This is a genomic window from Chryseobacterium gambrini (assembly GCF_900156825.1).
In the GTDB taxonomy this organism is placed as follows: Bacteria; Bacteroidota; Bacteroidia; order Flavobacteriales; family Weeksellaceae; genus Chryseobacterium; species Chryseobacterium gambrini.
Genome location: NZ_FTOV01000005.1, coordinates 22,386 through 44,417 on the forward strand (window position 1 = coordinate 22,386; position 22,032 = coordinate 44,417).

At 36.4% G+C, this 22,032-nt stretch carries 17 protein-coding genes; 5 read left to right on the forward strand and 12 right to left on the reverse strand.

Annotation, left to right across the window (positions count from 1 at the left end):
- Window positions 1-195: 195 nt before the first annotated feature.
- From BW951_RS10760 to BW951_RS10775, 4 genes are all read right to left on the reverse strand, one after another.
- Window positions 196-1,641 carry a TolC family protein gene (locus BW951_RS10760; RefSeq protein ID WP_076392650.1) on the reverse strand — a complete coding sequence of 482 codons (1,446 nt, stop codon included), beginning with the start codon at window positions 1,639-1,641 and terminating at the stop codon, window positions 196-198.
- Window positions 1,628-4,822, reverse strand: a complete 3,195-nt coding sequence (locus BW951_RS10765) for an efflux RND transporter permease subunit (RefSeq protein WP_076392652.1) — start codon at window positions 4,820-4,822, stop codon at window positions 1,628-1,630. Before BW951_RS10765 ends, BW951_RS10760 begins: the two co-directional genes overlap by 14 nt.
- An 87-nt stretch (window positions 4,823-4,909) precedes the next feature.
- Complete coding sequence (locus tag BW951_RS10770) at window positions 4,910-5,995, reverse strand: efflux RND transporter periplasmic adaptor subunit (RefSeq protein WP_175608810.1); 1,086 nt, start codon at window positions 5,993-5,995, stop codon at window positions 4,910-4,912.
- 148 nt (window positions 5,996-6,143) lie between these two features.
- On the reverse strand, window positions 6,144-6,533 hold the full coding sequence (locus tag BW951_RS10775; RefSeq protein WP_076392654.1) for a hypothetical protein: 390 nt from the start codon (window positions 6,531-6,533) through the stop codon (window positions 6,144-6,146).
- 416 nt (window positions 6,534-6,949) lie between these two features.
- On the opposite strand from BW951_RS10775, the gene BW951_RS10780 reads away from it, so the two are divergent.
- From BW951_RS10780 to BW951_RS10790, 3 genes are all read left to right on the forward strand, one after another.
- The gene (locus BW951_RS10780) at window positions 6,950-7,822 is read left to right on the forward strand and encodes a hypothetical protein (RefSeq protein WP_076392656.1); all 873 of its coding nucleotides are present in this window, start codon (window positions 6,950-6,952) and stop codon (window positions 7,820-7,822) included.
- Window positions 7,823-8,076: 254 nt separating this feature from the next.
- On the forward strand, window positions 8,077-8,481 hold the full coding sequence (locus tag BW951_RS10785; protein ID WP_076392658.1) for a hypothetical protein: 405 nt from the start codon (window positions 8,077-8,079) through the stop codon (window positions 8,479-8,481).
- An 18-nt stretch (window positions 8,482-8,499) separates the two neighbouring features.
- The gene (locus tag BW951_RS10790) at window positions 8,500-8,943 is read left to right on the forward strand and encodes an META domain-containing protein (protein WP_076392660.1); all 444 of its coding nucleotides are present in this window, start codon (window positions 8,500-8,502) and stop codon (window positions 8,941-8,943) included.
- 59 nt (window positions 8,944-9,002) lie between these two features.
- On the opposite strand, the gene BW951_RS10795 is transcribed toward BW951_RS10790, so the two are convergent.
- Window positions 9,003-9,260 carry a SemiSWEET transporter gene (locus BW951_RS10795; protein ID WP_076392662.1) on the reverse strand — a complete coding sequence of 86 codons (258 nt, stop codon included), beginning with the start codon at window positions 9,258-9,260 and terminating at the stop codon, window positions 9,003-9,005.
- Between the two features lie 180 nt (window positions 9,261-9,440).
- Here BW951_RS10795 and BW951_RS10800 point away from each other — a divergent pair, with 180 nt between their 5' ends.
- Window positions 9,441-10,859, forward strand: a complete 1,419-nt coding sequence (locus BW951_RS10800; protein ID WP_076392664.1) for a LuxR C-terminal-related transcriptional regulator — start codon at window positions 9,441-9,443, stop codon at window positions 10,857-10,859.
- Between the two features lie 418 nt (window positions 10,860-11,277).
- Window positions 11,278-12,552, forward strand: coding sequence for a hypothetical protein (locus tag BW951_RS10805; protein ID WP_076392666.1), 1,275 nt, complete (start codon window positions 11,278-11,280; stop codon window positions 12,550-12,552).
- 50 nt (window positions 12,553-12,602) lie between these two features.
- Here BW951_RS10805 and BW951_RS10810 read toward each other — a convergent pair whose 3' ends face one another.
- From BW951_RS10810 to BW951_RS10840, 7 genes are all read right to left on the reverse strand, one after another.
- Window positions 12,603-13,646, reverse strand: a complete 1,044-nt coding sequence (locus BW951_RS10810; protein ID WP_076392668.1) for an NAD(P)/FAD-dependent oxidoreductase — start codon at window positions 13,644-13,646, stop codon at window positions 12,603-12,605.
- Window positions 13,647-13,701: 55 nt separating this feature from the next.
- The gene (porN, locus tag BW951_RS10815; RefSeq protein WP_076392670.1) at window positions 13,702-14,640 is read right to left on the reverse strand and encodes a type IX secretion system ring subunit PorN/GldN; all 939 of its coding nucleotides are present in this window, start codon (window positions 14,638-14,640) and stop codon (window positions 13,702-13,704) included.
- A gap of 23 nt (window positions 14,641-14,663) precedes the next feature.
- Window positions 14,664-16,253 carry a type IX secretion system motor protein PorM/GldM gene (gene porM / locus BW951_RS10820; protein ID WP_076392672.1) on the reverse strand — a complete coding sequence of 530 codons (1,590 nt, stop codon included), beginning with the start codon at window positions 16,251-16,253 and terminating at the stop codon, window positions 14,664-14,666.
- Between the two features lie 53 nt (window positions 16,254-16,306).
- Window positions 16,307-16,996 (reverse strand): type IX secretion system motor protein PorL/GldL, encoded by a 690-nt coding sequence (porL, locus tag BW951_RS10825; protein ID WP_076392674.1) that lies wholly within the window; start codon window positions 16,994-16,996, stop codon window positions 16,307-16,309.
- A gap of 57 nt (window positions 16,997-17,053) precedes the next feature.
- The gene (gene porK, locus BW951_RS10830) at window positions 17,054-18,472 is read right to left on the reverse strand and encodes a T9SS ring complex lipoprotein PorK/GldK (RefSeq protein ID WP_076392676.1); all 1,419 of its coding nucleotides are present in this window, start codon (window positions 18,470-18,472) and stop codon (window positions 17,054-17,056) included.
- A 108-nt stretch (window positions 18,473-18,580) separates the two neighbouring features.
- Entirely contained in the window at window positions 18,581-20,434 is a 1,854-nt protein-coding gene (glmS, locus tag BW951_RS10835; protein ID WP_076392679.1) for a glutamine--fructose-6-phosphate transaminase (isomerizing), read from the reverse strand.
- A 23-nt stretch (window positions 20,435-20,457) separates the two neighbouring features.
- A complete protein-coding gene (locus BW951_RS10840; RefSeq protein ID WP_076392681.1) occupies window positions 20,458-22,026 on the reverse strand; it encodes a DUF4270 domain-containing protein in 1,569 nt (522 codons plus the stop codon).
- Window positions 22,027-22,032: the final 6 nt, after the last annotated feature.

Here is a 22,032-nt window from a genome sequence, read left to right on the forward strand (position 1 = left end):
CAAAAAAGCTAATAACCATTTTTTTTGAAAAAGATAATAACCGTGAAGAAATAAATTAGTCCTGTATCCTACAGGTAAATTGGGAAGGAGGTTCTGAAATATGAACCTTTTTATTAAAGTTTTCAGTTTTAATCGAAAAGAGACTGTTCCTTACGGGCAGCCTCTTTTCTTTTTAAAACATTAAGGATTTACAAATCACTTCCAGCCTCCGCCTAAGCTTTTGTAAATATCAACAACTGTACTCAGCTGTTTTTGTTTAGCTTCCACCAGTTCCATTTTGGCATCCAAAGCATCTCTCTGGTTCAGAAGAACTTCCAGATAATCGGCTCTTGAATTTTTAAACAGCTGATTCGCTATATCTATTGATTTTTCCAAAGCCTGTGTTTCTTCAGACTTCAGTTTGTAATACTGATCGATGTTTTTCACTTTAGACATTAAATTGGCAACATCCAGATACGCATTCAAAATCGTTTTATCATATTCGTATAACGCCTGAATCTGTCTTGCATCCGCCGTCTGAAAGTTGGCTTTAATGGCACTTTTATTAATCAACGGACCCGCCAGTTCACCCACCAGACTTGCTGCCATAGATTCCGGCAATTTAACCAGATAAGAAGGTTTGAAAGCTTCCAGTCCTAACGTTGCAGAAATTTCCAGACTAGGATAGAACTCTTTTCTGGCGGCTTCCACATCCAGTTTTGATGATTTTAATTCAAGCTCAGCCTGTTTGATGTCAGGACGGTTTGCCAGTAACTGTGACGGAATTCCCGTATAAACCGTCTGAGGAATCATCGACATGAAATCTCCTTTTGATCTTACAATCGGCTGCGGAAATCGTCCGCAAAGCGCATTGATTTCGTTTTCTTTTTCAGTAATTTCCTGACGGATGGTAAATTCCGAAGCTTTAGATTTTGCCAGTTCCGCCTCGAATTTTTTTACCGCCAGTTCCGTGGCTGCTGCAGCTTCTTTCTGGATTTTTGAGATCTCCAAAGCTCTCTGCTGCAATTTCGTGTACTGCTGAATGATATCCAACTGATTATCCAGAGCCAATAATTCATAATAATTATCAGCAACTTCCTCAATTAAATTCGAAAGAACGAAATTCTTCCCTTCCACGGTAGAAAGATAATGTGCTACTGCAGATTCTTTCTCCGTTCTCAGCTTTTTCCAGATATCCACTTCCCAGTTTGCCATCAGTCCGCCCTCAAAATTTCCAAGCGGATCCGGCATTTCTTTTCCGGGTTCTATTTCTGTGGTGGCATCACCTGCTCCTTCGCTGGTGTAACGCCCTGCTTTTTTAACTCCTGCACCGATTCCTGCGGAAACAGTAGGTGTTAATCTTCCTTTTTTCGCCAAGACACCGCTTTTTGCAATCTCAATTTCCTGCAAAGTAATCATTAACTCCTGATTATTTTTTAAAGCAGTTTCTATTAAAGCTACTAAATTAGGATCTGTAAAAAACTGTCTCCAAGGGGTTGTTCCGCTGTTATTATTGGCATCACCCTGATCCTGCTGATTAAAATTCTGAGGAATATTTTCTTTCACCTCATCTTTTACCACGGTCGCCATGGGCGCCTTACAGCCTGCTAAAACAAGCGATAAGGCAATGGCAGTTATATATCTTTTATTATAAATCTTCATGTTTGTCGTCGTGTTGGTACGGTTCTGTTTGTTCTGTTAAAGGATTTTCCTCTTCATATTTTGCCAGTTTCGATTTTTCTGCGATTGTTCCGAAGATGTAATACAATCCAGGAATAATCATCAGTCCGAAAATAGTTCCGATCAGCATTCCTCCTGCTGCAGCGGTACCGATGGTACGGTTACCAATCGCTCCCGGTCCGGTTGCCAGAACCAATGGAATTAAACCTGCGATGAATGCAAATGAGGTCATCAGAATCGGGCGGAAACGAATCGCGGCTCCTTCAATGGCAGCCTGCGCTACAGGAATTCCCTCTTCCGCTTTTTTCTGTACGGCAAATTCTACAATCAGTACGGCATTTTTACCCAAAAGACCAATCAGCATCACCATTGCCACCTGAGCGTAAATATTGTTTTCCAGTCCTAATAATTTTAGACATAAGAAAGCTCCGAAAATACCTGTCGGTAACGATAGAATTACCGGTAAAGGAAGAATGAAACTTTCGTACTGTGCGGAAAGAATCAGATAAACAAATCCTAAACACACTAAGAAAATGAAAATCGCTTCGTTTCCACGGCTTACTTCATCTTTAGAAATACCTGCCCAATCGATCCCAAAACCTCTCGGAAGGGTTTTATCCGCAACTTCTTTAATGGCTGCAATCGCCTGTCCGGAACTGTACCCCGGAGCAGGAGTACCACTCACCTCGGCAGAATTGTACATATTATGTCTGGTAATCTCGGAAAGACCGTACACTTTTTCCAGATGCATAAAGTCTGAATACGGAACCATTTGCTCCTTATCATTTTTCACATACAATTTCAAAAGATCACTCGGTAACGCACGATATTGAGGACCCGCCTGAACGATTACTTTATAAGGTCTGTCGAAACGGATGAAACTGGTTTCATAGTTCGAACCGATTAATGTGGATAAATTATCCATTGCATTTTCAATCGTTACTCCTTTTTGTTCGGCAAGATCATTATCCACTCTCAACATATACTGAGGGAAACTCGCGGAATAGAACGTAAACGCAGAACCCAGTTCCGGACGTTTTTTCAGTTCTCTTACGAAGTCGTTACTTACCTTTTCCATTTTTTGATAATCTCCGCTTCCCGCTTTATCGAGCAGACGAAGCTCGAAACCACCTGCTGCACCGTATCCCGGAATGGAAGGCGGCTGGAAGAATTCTATATTTGCACCCGGAATATTCTTCGCTTTTTCTTCAAGCTTTTCTATGATTTCCGCGGCAGATTCTTTACGGTCTTCCCAGCTTTTAAGATTGATAAGACAAGTACCGGAGTTAGAACCCGTACCTTCCGTAAGGATTTCGTAACCCGCCAGTGAAGAAACAGACTGTACTCCATCGATATCTTCAGATTCTCTCAATAGTTCTTTGGCAATCTGGTTGGTTCTTTCCAGTGTAGAACCCGGAGGAGTCTGAATAATCGCATAAATCATTCCCTGATCTTCCGCAGGAATAAATCCTGAAGGCAATGAATTGCTTAAAAAGAATGTACATGCACAGAACGCCAATAATAATGGTAAAGTGATTGTTTTTTTCTTCACCGTTTTGTTTAGCATTCCTTCATATTTATTAGCTCCTTTTGTAAATAATCCGTTGAATTTATCAAGGAAAATAGTAATCGGAGTTCTTCTTTTTGCTTTTCCGTGGTTATTTTTTAAAATTAAAGCACATAAAGCCGGCGTTAATGTTAAAGCAACAACCCCTGAAAGAATAATTGCAGAAGCCATAGTGATGGAAAACTGACGGTAGAAAACTCCAACCGGACCGGACATGAAGGCAATCGGAATGAATACGGATGCCATTACCAGAGTAATTGCGATAATTGCCCCGCTGATTTCGTGCATTGCTTCTTCTGTTGCTTTTAACGGCGATAAATGCTTCTCTTCCATCTTGGCGTGAACGGCTTCAATTACCACAATTGCATCATCTACCACGACCCCAATCGCCATTACAAGCGCAAAGAGAGAGATCATATTTAAGGTAATTCCGAAGGCGGACATGACTGCGAAAGTACCCACCAACGAAACCGGAACTGCCAAAGCAGGAATTAAGGTTGAACGCCAGTCTCCCAGGAATAAGAATACCACGATAGCCACCAAAATAAAGGCTTCAAACAGCGTGTGAACTACTTTTTCAATAGAAGCATCAAGGAATTTTGATACGTCATAACTGATGTCATAATGCATTCCTTTCGGGAAAGTGGTTTTCTGCAATTCTTCCATCAAAGATTTTACATTCTTAATAACGTCGCTTGCATTGGATCCATACGATTGTTTTACCGTGATTGCCGCAGAAGGTTTTCCGTTTAAGGTAGAATAAATATCATACATGGACGAACCGAATTCTATATCGGCAACATCTTTCAGTCTGATGAATTCTCCGTCCGGTTTTGCTTTAAGAATGATATTTCCGTAATCCTTTTCGTTATTAAAACGTCCCGGATATTTTAAAATATATTCAAATGACTGCGATCTCTTCCCTGAACTTTCTCCTGTTTTTCCCGGAGAAGCTTCTAAACTCTGCTGATTCAGGGATTCCATTACTTCATCTGCTGAAATGCTGTATGCCGTTAATCTGTCCGGTTTCAGCCAGATACGCATCGCATATTCTCTTGTTCCCAAGATATCTGCGAAACCGACCCCGCTTACCCTTCTCAATTCAGACATTACATTGATGTCTGCATAGTTGAAAAGGAATTTCTGGTCAGCTTTCGGATCATCACTGTATAGGTTAATGTACATCAACATATTGGGTTCTTCACGGGTAATTTTCACCCCTTCACGAACAACCAAAGGCGGAAGTTTATTAACCACCGAAGAAACACGGTTCTGTACGTTTACCGCTGCTACATTCGGATCGGTTCCCAAATCGAAAACCACCTGAATGGAAGCTTCCCCGTCGTTTCCGGCATCGGAAGTCATATATTTCATTCCGGGAACCCCATTCAGACCTCTTTCTAAAGGAATAACAACGGATTTAATCAACAATTCATTGTTGGCTCCGGGATAATCCGCCGTAATGTTTACTTTGGGCGGAGAAATGGACGGAAACTGGGTAACCGGTAATTTTACAAGGGATAAAACTCCCATAAATACGATAATCAAAGAGATTACGATAGACAGAACAGGTCTGCGAATAAATTTCTTAAACATAAAATAATGATGAATTATTAATGATGAATGATAAATGATGATTATGAAGTTTTTGCATAATCACGATCACGTATCGATTATCGTATTCTACTCTGCTTTTAATTTTAATGACTGAAGAACTTTTTTCGGATCCTGAACTTTTGTCTGAACTTTCTGATCGTCTTTTACTTTCTGAACTCCTTCCAGTAAGATTTTATCTCCGGTTGAAAGTCCTGAAGCCACAACATATACATCAGGAAGCTCATAAGCGATCTTTATATTTTTAGATTTTGCCACTCCGTTCTTGTCTACCACGAAAACATATTTCTGATCCTGAATTTCGTAGGTAGCTTTCTGAGGAATGATTAAAGCATTTTTCAATGGTAACGTCATTCTTACTTTTCCGGTTTCTCCGTTTCTCAGAAGTTTATCCGGATTCGGGAATTTAGCTCTGAAGGCGATATTTCCTGTCTCACTGTCGAATTCCCCTTCAATGGTCTGAACCTGTCCTTTCTGTGGAAAAACATCTCCGTTTGCCATAACAAGATCCACCATATTACTTCCTCTTGAAGCTACATTTCTCTGATAGTTAAGATATTCCGGCTCCGAAACATTGAAGTAAGTGTAAATATCGTTGTTATCGGAAAGGGAGGTTAGTAAATCTCCTTCATCTACCAGACTTCCCAGTTTCAAAGGAATTCTGTCGATAATTCCTGAAAACGGAGCTTTAATATCTGTAAAAGACAGGTGAATCTGTGCCAGTTTTGCTTCAGCATTGGCTGCATCCAGCTTAGCTTTCGCCATGGCTCTTTCGTTTTTGGAAACGATGTTGTTGCTGGCTAATGTACTTGCATTTTTCAGCTCAATTGTTGCCTGAGCAACTTCTGCCTGAGCTTTCAGTAATTCTGCCTGATACAATTTCGGCATAATTCTGAATAAGGTCTGTCCCTGACGAACAAACTGTCCCTCATCTACAAAGATTTTCTCAAGAAAACCTTTTTCCTGTGCACGAACTTCGATGTTCTTTACAGATCTGATCTGCGCCACATATTCTTTATCAATCACAGTATCCATCACAACGGGTGAGGTTACCGGATAAACAGCGGCTTCTTCTTTTTCTTCTTTTTTCTTGTTACAACCTGTGAACAATAAAATACTGCTTAGCGCAATGCTTGCGACAACTCTTTTAATCATAATTCTAGAGTTTATGTAAATCGTTAATGTTTTAAATATGAAAATAGCAATTAGAGGATCGACGAAATAATTGATTGCCGGCAATTACAACGCAGAATTTTCCCACCGAATAGCTAATCGGCAGAAAACGGGTTCGAAAATGTGGATTTTAAATTCTGATAGAACGGATCAGAATGAATTTTTTAACAGAAGAATATTCTGATATACAGCTATGGATCGCTGATTTTAGTCTTTTGAAACTTTTTAAACCAAAAATATAGACCAAGGTGAAAACACTGGCGAAAGCCACCATTGCCTGAAAGGTATCGGACAACTGGAAATCGTCTTCTGCAAGTTCGAGCGTGTATGCATTGCTTACATCATCCGAAGCCTGCTGCATAGAAAGCTTTTCGTAGGTCTGGTTTAAACGGTTTGCTTTTTTGGGTAAATTCTGAGAAGTATGAGTGTAATCGTTTCGTAAAGTTTTGACATTGATCTTGCTTTCTACTACAAAAAGCAGAAAAAGAGTGGTCAAAAAATATACGATATAGTTTCTCATGATTTCAAGGCACAAATGTAGACTTTAGTTTCATTAAGTTTCAAGACAATTGTGTGACAACTTGTTTACATTAACAATATTTAACACTTCTTTAAATTCGCTGAATTTGTTTAATTATAGAAAAGCACACCTATCTTAAAAGGGATAAAAAAATTGATTACCAAATAATTAACATTATAAAAAATTTTATCTATTATTTGTGAAGTTCTTTAATACGATTTCTACGTCATACAAACCGCTCACAACTATGTTAAATTATTGTAAAATTCCCATAGTATTGACAAAAATAAAATATAATAACATTTATATTAAATTATTCATCATAATAAAAGAATATTTATTACTTTTACTACAAAATACCACCGAAAACTCTTATCTTTTTTTATCTTATTAAAAACTGACATTAATATTATAACATGAAAAACAAAATCTTTATTTCAGGCTTCCTTCTTGCTTCTGTTTTTTCTTTTGCGCAAGTTGGTATTAATACAACATCTCCCGATGCTTCTGCAGTTTTAGATGTGAATTCAACGAACAAAGGGATTCTCGGTCCCAGAATAAGTCTTACTTCTGCTACCATGCAGATCGGAACAGCACCTAATGCCGCTGGACTTTTAATTTATAATACGGGACCAACGATTACTCCCGGATATTATTTCTGGAATGGATCTGAATGGAGGGTTTTTAACACTTCATCTTCAGGAAGCGGCTCGACACAGTCTCTTGCCAGTGTGGAAAGTATTGCCGTAATGGGACCGCTTGTTGCAACGTCGGATAACGGAAGAGCCGGATATGCTCTTTCCATCACGACACCGGACGGAAGATTTTCGGTAAGAACATTTATTCCTACAAATACAAATTTCTCGCAGGTAAATCTGCAAATAAGAAACAACACTACCGGAGTAGTGGAAATTATCTCCAACGGACATTATCTTTGGGGAGGCGCAGGTGGTTATCAACAAAACCAGCTAAGACTTCCTGTGGGTGCATGGGCAGGAGATAATGCAACTTCAAGTGCGTCTCTTATTGACGCTACCACAGGAGCAAGGATACAAACCGCATCTACCAATCCTTATTGGGGAGATCCTGAAACCTATGCCGGAGGTATGCCGGAACAGCGTTTGTACTCGTGGACCACGAACGACGGAACCGACAAAACATTTTATAAAATGTATTATATGATGGGTTCTTCTACTCCCGGAAATGCAGGAAACGCTACAAACTGTCCGTCCGGAACGTGTAGTACAACCAAAGCATTTTTTACTATCGATCAGATTAAAGCGCCATAGGATTCTAAAAACACATTATTTTGATTTTTGAGAGAGACGTTCCCGGAATGTCTCTTTTTTGTTTTTAAAAGGGGGGTTATTTATTTATTCAAAGACGGGTTTACTTTATTTTATTTAACATAAAATATTTTAATAACGGTAAAAAAGCATTTAGTTTTAATTAATTTATAAAAATTTAACATATTATTATCATAAAAAATTGTAATTTTAAGCATCATTACATTAATGAATCACTTTAAAAATCACATCTTATTATGAAAAAATTATTGCGGATTATTACATTAACAGCTATAGTGGTCTTCACCATAACAGCATGTAAGAATCAGGTAAAAGAGGAAATTGTGGAACCTGAAAACAATGCTGCTGTAAAACAGGAACCTGATAAAATTACCAAAGAAGTTTATACAGATGAATCCGGAGAACAGCTGGAGGTAAGTTTTAATAAAACCAAACACACTGTTGTGGTGCATCTGAACGGCAAATCTTATGAGCTTAAAAAAAGCGATGAACTTCCCGAGTTTACAGCGGGAGACGCAAACTATCAATATTCTGATGTGCGTGGTGAGATTACTTTTCTGAAGAAAGATTACAATATGGTATTGTTCCATCACAAGAAAAACAAAGCTTCTTCATCCAATACTAAAATGGCTTCTTATTAATCACGAAATTTTAAAATTATGAAAAAATTAATCACTTATTTTTGTGCACTACTCTTTACAGTTTTTGCGGCTTCATGCATGTCTAAGCCTTCCGCAACGGCTCCTTCTGAAAACAATTCTGATATCACCGGAAAAACATGGCAGCTGACTGAACTCAATGGTAAACCGATTCAGCTTAAAAATCCTAAGGCTGTACCCCATTTTATGCTGAATACTTCGACAATGAGATATGAAGGTCATGGCGGCTGCAACGGTGTAGGCGGTACTTTTGAAATAAAGCCAGAAGTCATGCGCATTAAATTCAACCAGGGTATGTCTACTATGATTGCCTGTGATGATCTGGAAACGGAACGTGCATTTACGCAAGCGCTGCTTTCTGCTGATAATTATTCTGTAAACGGAAATACTTTAACTCTTAACAAAGCCAGAATGGCGCCTTTGGCAAAATTTACTTTAAAGTAATTATAAAGATTAGTATAGATAAGAACACTTCCTGATGACGGAAGTGTTTGCTTTTCAGGTCATTTGTTTTTATAAATGAGGCAGTAAATAAGTAATGTAACGTTTACAACTACCGAAAATGCATTGGTAAGGATGATGGGAAGTTCATCTTTCAGAAAGCCGTACCAGATCCAGAGAGAAACTCCCGAGATAAGTACAATAAGCATTCCCGAAGAAAGATCATCAGCATTTTTGTCTTTAATCACTTTTACCAATTGAGGAATCATTGATCCAGAAGTAAGAAGACCGGCGATTATTCCTAAAACATTTTCATTCATAGCTGCTATTTTATTAAGATATAGCAAAAATTATGGCAATTGTTAAAATAATTTTAAAATTTTCACTAAATTCATCATAAACTTATTTTTTAGGAATTTTATTCAGTAATTCTTTTTAAAAAGATAATGATTTTCTCAATTTATAATAATTATCGTAATTTGCTTTATAAAACATAAATTATGGTGTTTCATCACATCCGGGATTATATTGTATGTATTGTCTTTTTGTTATTAGGAATTCAAAGCTATGCTCAGAATCATTCAATATCAGTTCTTGACAGTATTACAGATCAGCTTCGTGTTGAAGGAAATATTAATAAAAGTATCATTCTGAATAAAAATGCTTTAAAAGCCTATACCAGAAATTCAGATACTGAGGGAGTGATTAACGCCAATATTAATCTTGGCGGACTTTACTGGTATTTAAATGATTACAAAGTAAGTCTGCAGTATTTAGAAACCTCAGAAAATCTTTCAGAAAAAACAAAAAATCCTTTGCTTTTAGGAAAGCTGTTTGGGGAATATGGAAGGAATTATGCTTCTCTCGGGTTATTGAATCAATCTAATTCAAATCTAAATAAGGCGATATTTTACGCTAAAAAAATTCAGCAGAAAAAGCAAAGAGAAAAACTTCTTTTCTATTATTATACCTGGAAAATTGCCAATTTTGAAGAATTGCACCTTCAGGATTCTGCGGATGCCGTACAAAAGGACCGGAAAAAGCTTGTTGTACAGCCTCTTACTTATGTATACACAGCAGAAAGATTTCTAAGTCTGAAAAAACCGGATTCTGCAGAATATTATTTAAATAAGGCATTAAAAATATCCGATCAGTATAGTCTTTACCAAAAATCGATGACGTTTTACGCTTTCGGAAAACTGTATTTTTTAAAAAAGGATTATGATAAAGCATTAGATTTTTTTAATAAATCTTTGGTTATTGCTCAAAAGCTTTCCAGAAAAAACGACGAAAAAAATATCTACAAATTTGTTTCGGAAGTGTATGAAAAGCTTGGTGACATTTCTAAAAAGGGCGAATATCTTGAAAAATACATCAAAATAAAAGACAGCATTGATGATGCAGAAAGGGAAGCTTTGGTAATCCCTGTAAAAAAGATTATCGACCGTGAAAAGAGAAATGAAAGAAAAGACAGAATCCAGCTTTATATTCTTATTACCATCATCATTATGTTGGCATTAGCGGTTATATTCGGGCTGAGACAACGATACATCCGAAAGCAAAAAGAAAAGGAAGCCATCATCACGGAAACATTGCAGGAAACAGACAAACTGAAAAGTAAGCTGAGCAATGCTCTGGACGAACTTACCAAACTTGCCAGTACAAATGATCCATTCTTTCTGATGAAATTCAAAGAAGTCTATCCCGAGTTTTATGAGACATTAGTCACAAGATATCCTCATCTTTCTCCCAACGATATCAGGTTCAGTTGTTTTCTCAGATTAAATCTCTCTACAAAAACTATTGCAACGTATAAAAATATTTCGATCCGAACGATAGAATCCAGAAAATACAGGCTCCGAAAAAAATTAGGTCTTCCTTCAGATGTTGATCTCAATAAATGGATGATGGAACTTTAGCATAAAATATAATAAAATCCTTAATTCGTTAAGGATTTTTCATTTCATCACCATGATAACTCTAATAATTTCGTCATTTATCCTCTACTGAAAAACTACTCAAAACAAAAAAATAAAACACTCAATATCAGGTCATTAACAAATTAAAGTAGATTTGCAGTATCCGTTTTTTTCAATATTGGCTATAGTTTTGCCCCGTTAATCGCATCACAAATTATCTATGAATATCATATCACAATAATTGATTTTCACATTTAAATTTTTGACATAATAAGGGTTATATAGTTCACTGAATTTATAGCAAATAGATAGTGAATGTGTGTTCAGGAAAGTAAATATTACAAAGTTCATCCCACTTTAAATCTTTGCTTCCTGTTTTTAAACGAAACAAAAACAAAGATTCTAAATACACTAAAAAATGAAAAAAACAATTCTGGCATGTTTATGTATTATTTCATCTGTCACGGCTTTCTCACAAGTAGGTATTAATACCGCTCAGCCGAATTCTACCTTAGACGTAAATGCCAAAAACGCCACCGGTACTTCTGCCGCTGTCGACGGATTACTCGTTCCCCGTGTCGACAGACAAAGAGCCCAAAGCATGAAAAATGTACCGATTTCCACATTAATATTTGTAAACAATATTTCCACAGGTTCATTATCCGGTACAGCGGTTAATATTGATAGTGTGGGATACTATTACTTTACAGGTGTGGTCTGGTTAAAGCTGATTACCGTTGATAAAGATTCAAATATCTATAATTCCAACGGAACTCTTTCGGGAAACAGATTGGTAAGTCAGGGAGCCAATACTTTGGCGTTCTCAGGTTCATCCGTTCATTCCTTCTCTGTGGACGGAAGTACCTTTTCTGTAGACGCAGCCAATAACAGAATCGGAATAGGAACCACTACTCCACAAAACAAACTGGATTTAGGAGGCGGAAATGGCAAAAAGCTGGCGTTATGGAACAGTCCCGCAGGAGACGATTTTTATGGATTGGGAAATGCGCAGGATGTTCTGCAGCTCTTTTCCGGAGCTAAACCGGATGGAGATCCGCTTATGACTTTGAATAAAACCGGAAAAGTAGGAATAGGAACAACTTCTCCTTCTACCGTTTTGGATGTTCGTTCGGCTTCAAAAGGAGCATTAAAAATTACAGATGGTACACAGGGAGCAGGAAAAGTTCTCACTTCAGATGCCAATGGAGTTGCCACTTGGGTATCTCCTTCCACACAGGTTATTATAGGTTCAGGATCTAACGGAGGCTATAATCTTCCTTTTATGAAATTCAGCGAATACAGATACACAGGAGCCACCATTCAGCTACCTCCCGGAAAATGGATGATAACAGTGAGCCAGCTTGTAAAACCTGCGGGCGGATCTCTGTCTCCTAATGACTGGCTATTTGTAAGAAGCACCTTTTCAGAAGAAAATCTTACTACAATCGGACAGGCCGGAAACAGGTCTCCCGATGTAAAGTCTCCTGCCTTAATGAGTTTTAAAGTTACCGGACCGGGAACTTATGATACTGCTACAGGAACTATTCTTATCCATAATACATCTTCGGGAACAAAAACGTACCGATATATTGCCGGAAGTACAGAAGGTGGAATTTCATCTACTCCAATCTATCTGGACGCATTTGCCGGAGGATGGGCAGAAAATACAATTTATGCTACGGCAGTGAACTAAAAATATATTATTTGGTAGCGATTAAGGCTGAACTTTTATGAGTTTCAGCCTTAATTTTTATTTTTGAACCGCTCTAAAGAAATTTCCTCATGCAACGGAATGCCCTCTTCAATAAAATCATATAAGCTTTTGGAAAAATAACAGCCGTTCAGAATCCCCCTGGCTCCTAAACCATTGAAAACATAAAAATTGTGATGGTCAAAATGTCTCCCGATAATCGGTCTTCTGTCTTTTACGGTTGGTCTGAATCCAAAATTGATGTCTTTAATTTCAAAAGGATGAGGATAAAATTCCATCAGCCCTTTTTTAAGCTGCTCAACGGCAGATTCGTCAATTTCCTGATGCAGCTGCTCTCTGTCATAAGTACCGCCGTAAAAATACAACTGATCATTTACCGGAAAAAGAAAATGCTTTTTCTTGATAGTAATATTTTCTGAAATTTTTTCTGAAAGTTCTACTTTGATATGGTGACCTTTATTGGGGTTTACGGGAATATCGGAAAAAAAAGGATTATGCTTCACTCCCATTCCTTCACAAAATAAAATATTTTTGAACGTAAAATTTTTATATGTTGATTTTTCTGCATCTAAATCAGAATAAATAAATTTTTCAGCGATTAAATTTTCATTTTTTTCTAAAAAACCAAATAAACCCGTAAAAAATCCATTAACATTTAATCTTGCAGACTGATTAACCTTTCCTGAAAGAAAATCGTTTTTTACCACTTTTAAACGATCAAAATTTTTATCTAAAAATTGAGAAAGATCATCATTGTCGGATTTTTTCAGCCAAAGTACCTGTTCATTTTCATCATGAAAAATTCTGTGGATAGGTGCATCGATAAGATAGTTTTCTCTTGTATAATTCTCAATTTCTTTTAAAGTGTTTTTAAGAAAATCGATCTGTTCCTGTGCTTTCCAGAAAGTGGTGAACTTTTTAAGGACAACAGGATTAATGATTCCCGCAGAAACCTGCGAAGCACTCTTCTGTCTTTCCGAAAACATGACAAAAGACCTGTTGTTTCTGATTAACTGATGTGCAAAAAAAAGTCCCGCATATCCGTCTCCCACGATAATATAATCTACATTCTTCATAATAAAAAAACCTGAGTAAAAATACTCAGGTTTTCTATAATTATCAAGTGAAATCTTAGTAATTCCACATATCATTTTCCATTTGAAGGATCTGCGCCTTAATTCTGTCGCTTTCGTCAATCTGATCTTCAGCGTCTCTTGGAATATAGTCTTTGATGACTCCATCACCTAGTCCTGCTGATGATTTATAAATAACAGAAGAGAATCTTCTAGCGTTGATCAAATCATCAAAAGATAAATCTGCTGATGAATTTTTTCTGTTATAAACGTAATTGTTAGCTAAGATATCTCTTGCACTTGGATAATAAATCCAGAAAAGATCAATCAATTCATCTGCTCCAGCTAAAGGCTGTCCATCTGGTCCTGTTCTTCCTTGTACCGCAGGATCTGGTCCCATAGCAGCAAGACCAAGTGGTCTATATTTCAACTGACCATCTCTTTTATCAATGAACCACATACCCATTACTTTTAAAACTTTAACTTTATCAGTTGTCGTTTTAAAAACGTCAGTATATTCTTTTTTCTCCTGTTCTGTTAATTGTCTCCCTGAATTTAAGATGTCAATCGCTGCATCAGCAATTCTTACACTTTCTAATCTTTTTTGAATACCTTCTGGACTCAATTTAGTTACAAAATTTTCATCATCATAAACTTCAGCAATTTTTCCACTTGTAGCAGCATCTAACAACAATTGATATAAAGATCTAGTCTGGCTAGATGTAAGACCATCAGGATTATCATAGTAGAATGGTTGATTAATTTTATCATTCATATCAATGATTTCCCAAACAAACATACTTTTAAGAATGTCTTTATCATCAACAAATCCATATTCCAAAGGCTTTACCTTTTTGTCAACAATACTATCACCAATTTTTTGTTTGTTTTCAGCTCTCATTTGTCTAAACTCCTCTGGAGAAGAAGCGTTCAGGATGGTTTGGGAGAATGCAAACCCCGAAACCAATACTAAAAGACTGCTAATATATTTTTTCATAATATTTTTTTATCTTATTAAAATTACTGAACGTTGATTACAACTGGTGAGATATTTTTCAACGTCTGATTTCCTAAACCTGTGGCAGTAGCTTTAATGTCGAAGACATATACTACATCTCCAGCTCTTAGATTTTTCACTAATCCTGCAGCTTCATCAAGACTACTTCCCTTGATTAATAATGCAGCTCTACCCGGAACTTTTACCATAAATTGATTAACAGTAAATGAAACTGGGAAATCAAAATCAGGAATTGCTGCCTGTACTGTTTGATTTGGTATAGAAGTAGCAGGAACATTCAATACTGTTTGACCTCTCATTTGACCTTGAGGAGCAGGAACATTCTTAATTCTATATTCAAATGTCTGAGAAACAGTTTTACCCGATGGATCTGTACCAGATAATGTAAGCTTAAGAGTATTTCCAGTAGAAGGAATTACATTCCATTTACCAGGACCTGCACTTTTCACTACTGCACCTGGAGCAGATAGAGACAATTTAGAATTATCAGCACCCAAGATTGATCCAGAAAGAGGGTTCTCTAAGCCTCTGTAAACAACATTCATTTTATCAGGAGAAAGCAATAAACCTTTTTGAAGCTTAACTTCCTGTGGTCCTGCGATTACATTATAAGTATGTGTGAAAGGGAAGTTTTGAGCTTTTCCAGTCGCATCTGTTAATGTAATATTTCCGCTAAATGTTTTTTGTCCGATTCCGCTTGTATTAAGATTTGCATAACCTTTTCCATTTTCCTGTCTGCTTACTCCGGAAATACTGATCTTATTACTGTTTGAATAGTTTCCTAACATTACAACTGCTTCAGCCGGTTTTCCTGCAACAACATCTACAGGCGCAGAAACAATAGCTTCATAGCTTGTAAATTTGATACTTGCATCCACTTTTTCCTGTAGCATTAATGCCAATGCATCAGACTGAACGTTTCTTGCATCATTCTGAATAATTTCTAAGTTAGAAATTGCAGCAATTAGCGGCTGATGATAAAACTTGTTTTGGAACCAAGTTTTGTCATTTGGAGATTTTCCTTTTGGATATTCGGCAATTAAAGATTTATTAGCTCTTTCAACCAAATCCTTCAATTGCGGATTGTTTCCGAAAGTAGCGTTAATGTAATTTCTTACATCATCAATTTTTGCTTTTAATTCCAATGCACCTTTTGACGGTGTGTTTTCATCTCCTTCTCTGAAAAAATATTCAGTTGTAGCTTCATTATTGTTAAGCGCTGCAAAGTTTTCACTCACGTCAACATCTTTTCCCTGTGCATCTTTATCGTGAAACTCTGATTTCTTCTTAAGAACATCTTTAATTTCCTGAGCAGATTTTACCAAAACATTGATCTTATCTCTAAGAACCTGATACTGAGCCCATGGCTGCGCATAAGTATCCGGAACCTGCTGAGCTTTAGCTTCAAGAGTTTTTTCAAAAATCTTTTCGTTTTTTCTTTCAGTTAAAGTTCTTGTTTCATTAAGAGCTTTAGTAGAGTCATAATATGACCTGATGATTTCCGCATCAATATTTAGGGCCATCATAGCGATGAACACCAAATACATCAGGTTGATCATCTTCTGACGAGGTGTCTGTTTTCCTGCTGCCATTCTCTTTTCTTTGTTTTTTGATTAAGTAGTTAATTTAAAAATGGTTTGGGAAATTAAGACTTCATAGCAGTTAGCATACCGCCATAAACTCTGTTTAGATTGTTTAAGTTTGAAGTTAAACCTTGTAGTTCCTGATTGAATTTTTCTGATTGTTCAGCAGATTTCTGCATATCTGCAACATATTTATTAGTAAACTCAGATTGTTTTTTAGTGCTTTCCATTTGCATTGCATATAAAGCATTCATGCTTTCCATGTGCTGCGCTGCTTTATTTAACTGCTCGTTATATTTATGAGTAGAAGCAGAAACGTCAACAGTCTGGTTGATCTGATCTACTGAGCTTGAAAATTTATCGATTCCTGTTCTTAATCTTTCAAATAACTGAACATCAAGTTTAGCATCCTGAAGCATTTTGTCTAATTTGGTAGAAAGAGAGTTTTCTAATTCAGCAAATTGAGCAGAGTTGCTTTTAGATACATTTGAGTGTAATGGATTTGGGTTTGCGTGTTTATCTAATAATTCAGGATAAACGTTTTCCCAAGCATAAGACTCCTCAGATTTTGGCGGGTCGAAAGCGAAAATAATGAAGATGATAGCTTCCGTAATAAGTCCCACTGTAAGGGCCATGTTTCCGTTAATTGGTCCCAAGGTAATGTGAGTAATTTTAAGCCAAGCTCCAAGAATTACAATTGCAGCACCGAATGAATAGAAGAAATTCATCCAAGCATCTTTAGTCTTAAACATATAAGTTAGTTTTTTTTAATGTTAAATAAAATTTATCGAAAAATAATGGTGATTGAATTATCTGTTAACTTTTCTTGGTTTAACAGCAGCTTCAGGAATATCCTGTACAGTTCTGAATCCGATATAACTTCTTGCAGAGTCTTTTCTTTCCCAGTCTCTTGCACCGTTCATAAGCATATATCCTACATCTTTCCAAGATCCTCCTCTGATAGATTTCTTAGTATCTGCCAAATCTTTCGTAGAAGGATTTAAAGTAGATGAGAATCCGTATGAAGAGTTGTTGTAATCAGATGATGTCCATTCAGAAACGTTTCCAGCCATATCAAATAACCCAAATCCATTTTTCTTAAATTTCTTAACTGGAGCTGTATATGTATAAGTACCTTTTTTGTCGTCTTCCATATAGTTACCTCTCTTCGGTTTGAAGTTTGCCAAGTAGCAACCTCTGTCGTCCATTAAGTAAGGACCTCCCCAAGGATAAGTAGCATTTTGCATTCCTCCTCTTGCAGCATATTCCCACTCGATTTCCGTAGGCAGTCTGAACTGCAATGGTCTTTGTTTTCTTCTTTTTAAGCTTTCGTTATAATCAGATTTCAATTTAGATCTGAAGTTACAGTATGCTCTTGCCTGATCCCAAGTTACCCCAACTACAGGATAATCTTTGTAAGCTTTGTGCCAGAAATACTGCTCAAACAAAGGCTCGTTATAAGCAAAATGGAAATCTTTTACCCAAACAGTAGTGTCCGGATAGATGGCAATGCTTTCGCTTCTAAGGTAGTTTACTCCTCTTTCTTTTTCAGCCATTGCTACATCCATATCTCCCCATCTGTAAGTATACTTCAATTTACTAACGTCAAGGATTCTTTCATTACCGATTCTTGAAGAAGCTGGTAAATACATAGATTCTAAAACTTCCGCATATTCTACATCCGGATATTTAGATGTACTCCAGTGCAAAGGAACTTTCCAGTCGATTTTTTTCGTTGGATCGTAGTTTCCTTCGTTTCCACCGCCTTGTCCTTCTAAATATTCCTGATATGGTGTTAAATTCTCTTCTTTCTGAGCAAGGTATGCATAATCTCCGATGCTTGTTCCTTTACCTTTACCTTCACCACCTTCTCCGGCAGCTTCAGCAAGTAAAGTTCTTGCGATAGAATCTCTTACATAATTGATAAATACCCTGTATTCCGCATTAGTAGTTTCTGCTTCATCCATGAAGAAAGAAGAAACAGTAACAGTTTTTGCCGGAGCCTTTTCAGGACTGTTTGTGAAATCCTGATCAGTTAATCCTGCAACAAACGATCCTGCAGGAATAGCTACCATTCCGTAAGGTCTTTCTGCAACAAATGATTTTGTTTTTTCTCTAGGTATCAATTCTCCTTTTGTTCCCGGTTTACCCACTGAAGAGGCTCCCCCACCTGAACAAGATACCGATGCTACCGACGCAGACAATAATAAAAGAAATATCCTTTTCATGTTAATTTTTATAATTAAGCCGTAAATATATAATTTTTTTAAGAAACTTTTAAGATTTTTTTTGAAATAACGGAAGAAATCTAAATTTATTTTATTTACAAGTAATTTTTATTCTACCGTTACAGATTTCGCAAGGTTTCTAGGCTGGTCTACGTTAGCTCCGCGATACACTGCAATATAGTATGCCAACAACTGTAGAGGCACTGATGCAACGATTGGAGAGAAACATTCTGATGTTTCCGGAATTTCAATAACGTAATCTGCCATCGCACTTACCTGCGTGTCTCCTTTATTTACAACAGCAATAATTTTTCCTTTTCTTGCTTTAATTTCCTGAACGTTGCTTACAATTTTATCATAATGTCCTTTTTTAGGAGCAATGATAACAATAGGCATATTTTCATCAATTAAAGCAATAGGACCGTGCTTCATTTCTGCAGCAGGGTATCCTTCAGCATGAATATAAGAGATTTCTTTTAATTTTAATGCACCTTCGAGTGCAGCAGGATAATTGTATCCTCTTCCTAAATATAAGAAATTGGTTGCACTTACAAAATCCTTAGCGATATTTTGTACCAACTCGTGAGTAGTTACTAAAACATCTTCTATTTTTCTAGGAATTGCATCCAGTTCTGCAATTAAGCTCATAAACTCAGCATTTCCTAAATTTCCATTATGTTTTCCTAATTTCAGAGCTATTAAAGAAAGAATGGTTAACTGTGCAGTAAATGCTTTTGTAGAAGCTACTCCGATTTCAGGACCAGCATGCGTGTAAGATCCAGCGTCTGTAATTCTTGCAATAGATGAATCTACGACATTACAAATACCATAAATAAATGCTCCTCTTTCTTTAGCCAATTTTAAAGCTGCCATGGTATCTGCAGTCTCTCCTGACTGAGAAATAGCAATAACAACATCTTTATCTGTAATAATCGGATTTCTGTATCTGAATTCAGAAGCATATTCTACTTCAACAGGAATTCTTGCATATTCTTCAATCAGGTATTCTCCGATAAGTCCTGCGTGCCAAGAAGTTCCGCAAGCAATAATAATTATTCTATTGGCATTTTTAAATTTCTCGATATGATCCCAGATTCCTGCCATTTTTATAACTCCTTCATCTACAATAAGTCTTCCTCTCATCGTATCATGAACGGATTTAGGCTGTTCGAAAATTTCTTTTAGCATGAAATGTTCATAACCTCCTTTTTCAATCTGCTCTAGACTTAATTTAAGCTCCTGAATTTCCGGTTCAATTTTAGAGTTCTCACTGATGGTTCTGATGTCTACTCCATTTTCAAGAGAAATCGTTGCCATATGACCTTCTTCAAGATAAATAGCCTCTTTCGTAAATTCTACGAATGGAGAAGCGTCTGAAGCGATAAAATATTCTTTATCTGCAATTCCTATTGCCAAAGGAGATCCTAATCTTCCTACAACTAAAACACCCGGAAAATCTTCATGCATTACTGTAATTGCATATGCACCATATACTTCATTAAGGGCATATCTTACTGCGGTAGGAAAATCCATTTCAGTATTTAAATCCATAAAATACTGTACTAGATTTACTAAAACTTCCGTATCTGTTTCAGATTTAAATGTAAATCCTTTTTCAGTAAGCATCGTTTTAATCGTATCATAATTTTCAATGATCCCATTATGAACAAGTGCTATTTTTCCGTTATTGGATAAATGTGGATGAGAATTTCTGTCGCTGGGAACACCATGTGTAGCCCAACGTGTATGTCCCATACCAATTTTTGCAACTCCTTTTAACTGACTGGAAATATTTACCAAATCATCTACCTTGCCTTTTGTTTTCTCAACTTCAAGTTTATTCTCCGCATTTTCAAGAACAATTCCGGCACTATCGTACCCTCTGTATTCTAATCTTCTAAGACCGTTAATTACAATATCGTAAGCGTCCTGAAAACCTGTATATCCAACGATTCCGCACATATTTTTATCAAGTGTATTTTAAATTATTTTGTACCGTAAATTACTTTTAACTGAACTCTGTTTGGATTTCCTGCCTGTGATCCCACAAAAACAGCTCTATTTGTATTATATGGTGTTGTAGTGAACTTATATCCTACTAAACTAATACCATCAGAATTAGTCTGGAAAGATCCCATATCAATTCTAAAATATTTTGTAGTATTATCTGCTGAAGTTTCTACAAGATCTTTAACCGATTTGGTAACTATAAAATCATAATATGTAGGATTTTTATCATAATCAAAAATCTTATAAATACTATAATTGTTAGAACCTGCTAAATTTAGTATATCAGAAGTAAAGCCTGTTCTAGTTTTATCCGGAGTAGATGAAGTAAGATCTTTATATTTTTGCAAAATTGTAAATTCTCTAGGTTTAGCAAAATTATTATTCCAGTCCATAGGATCTGTATATATTCTGACTTTAGCACTAATAATAGCAGCTTTATCATTTTGATATAGTTGTTTAAGCTGATTAATAGTTGCATCTGGAATTTTAATACCTATTGATGGACCTCCCATTCCCTGTAAAAATAGTTTTGGAGCACCATTATTTTGATTCCCAATTGTAGCCGCTGCCCATGCAGAAGCAGTTCTGTTATATTCATACTGTCCAACATGTGTATTGGCAGAACCTAACGGAAATGAAAATGTTGTTTGCGGTCTAGTAGTTGTCCCGTTTTCTGTTTTATCATATTTATAATACATGATAAGATCCATATCATTAGGTGAAAACTGGAATAAATATCCATCCTGTTCGTCAACAGAAATTCTAATTCCTTTAAAATATCTAATAAAATTTGAAGCATCCTGAAGTTCTGGTTGATCTTTCTTTGCTATAATTTTATTTTGAAAAAATGTTTTATCTAATGGAATCCTAATTCCTGGAGTTGACGCGGTGAATAAAGCTGCTCCGCCATCATCTTTGGTGATGGCTATAGAACTTACATAGCCTTTAAACTGCTTTGAACCTAAATCCGCACCGATATCAAAAGTCTGATTAGATTTAACGCTATCAGAAGCTCCTTTTAAAAAAGTATTTACCTCGTGAACTCTTAAATTAAATGTTCTTTTCGTTTTACCAAATTTTAAAACAGGATATGTATTTACTACTTTTTTAGCATTAACACTTCCGTCGGCTGCTGTTGTGTAAGTATAATTATCATCTACTGTATTGGTTGTAACACTGTCAGTAGCGTATCTAGGCTTCATAACCAAAACTACAGAGTCTACAACAGCGTTTGTTCCAAAATCAGGATCATAAAGTGGTAATCTTAGCTGCGTTAGATAAGAAGCTTTTTGCATTCCGAATTGCCCTTCACTGAAAGCACCTAAGACAGCATAAGTTAATTTTGAGGCATCACTTCGGATACTATCATTATTATTTATATTGAATGCAGTAACATCAAAAGATTTTTCATTTCCCTGTGCAGCACCATCTAAGAATAATTGCTCACCCAGTGTATCTGCATCCGGCTCACAATTATAAAGTAATGCACTTCCGAAAACCACCATAGAAAAAACGGTGATTGCTTTTTTAATAGTATGAATCATTAAAAA

Excerpts from the sequence above, each read along its gene's own strand:
- BW951_RS10760 (WP_076392650.1), bottom strand. The coding sequence starts at position 1,641 with ATGAAGATTTATAATAAAAGATATATAACTGCCATTGCCTTATCGCTT.
- BW951_RS10765 (WP_076392652.1), bottom strand. The coding sequence starts at position 4,822 with ATGTTTAAGAAATTTATTCGCAGACCTGTTCTGTCTATCGTAATCTCT.
- BW951_RS10770 (WP_175608810.1), bottom strand. The coding sequence starts at position 5,995 with ATGATTAAAAGAGTTGTCGCAAGCATTGCGCTAAGCAGTATTTTATTG.
- BW951_RS10775 (WP_076392654.1), bottom strand. The coding sequence starts at position 6,533 with ATGAGAAACTATATCGTATATTTTTTGACCACTCTTTTTCTGCTTTTT.
- BW951_RS10780 (WP_076392656.1), top strand. The coding sequence starts at position 6,950 with ATGAAAAACAAAATCTTTATTTCAGGCTTCCTTCTTGCTTCTGTTTTT.
- BW951_RS10785 (WP_076392658.1), top strand. The coding sequence starts at position 8,077 with ATGAAAAAATTATTGCGGATTATTACATTAACAGCTATAGTGGTCTTC.
- BW951_RS10790 (WP_076392660.1), top strand. The coding sequence starts at position 8,500 with ATGAAAAAATTAATCACTTATTTTTGTGCACTACTCTTTACAGTTTTT.
- BW951_RS10795 (WP_076392662.1), bottom strand. The coding sequence starts at position 9,260 with ATGAATGAAAATGTTTTAGGAATAATCGCCGGTCTTCTTACTTCTGGA.
- BW951_RS10800 (WP_076392664.1), top strand. The coding sequence starts at position 9,441 with ATGGTGTTTCATCACATCCGGGATTATATTGTATGTATTGTCTTTTTG.
- BW951_RS10805 (WP_076392666.1), top strand. The coding sequence starts at position 11,278 with ATGAAAAAAACAATTCTGGCATGTTTATGTATTATTTCATCTGTCACG.
- BW951_RS10810 (WP_076392668.1), bottom strand. The coding sequence starts at position 13,646 with ATGAAGAATGTAGATTATATTATCGTGGGAGACGGATATGCGGGACTT.
- porN (WP_076392670.1), bottom strand. The coding sequence starts at position 14,640 with ATGAAAAAATATATTAGCAGTCTTTTAGTATTGGTTTCGGGGTTTGCA.
- porM (WP_076392672.1), bottom strand. The coding sequence starts at position 16,253 with ATGGCAGCAGGAAAACAGACACCTCGTCAGAAGATGATCAACCTGATG.
- porL (WP_076392674.1), bottom strand. The coding sequence starts at position 16,996 with ATGTTTAAGACTAAAGATGCTTGGATGAATTTCTTCTATTCATTCGGT.
- porK (WP_076392676.1), bottom strand. The coding sequence starts at position 18,472 with ATGAAAAGGATATTTCTTTTATTATTGTCTGCGTCGGTAGCATCGGTA.
- glmS (WP_076392679.1), bottom strand. The coding sequence starts at position 20,434 with ATGTGCGGAATCGTTGGATATACAGGTTTTCAGGACGCTTACGATATT.
- BW951_RS10840 (WP_076392681.1), bottom strand. The coding sequence starts at position 22,026 with ATGATTCATACTATTAAAAAAGCAATCACCGTTTTTTCTATGGTGGTT.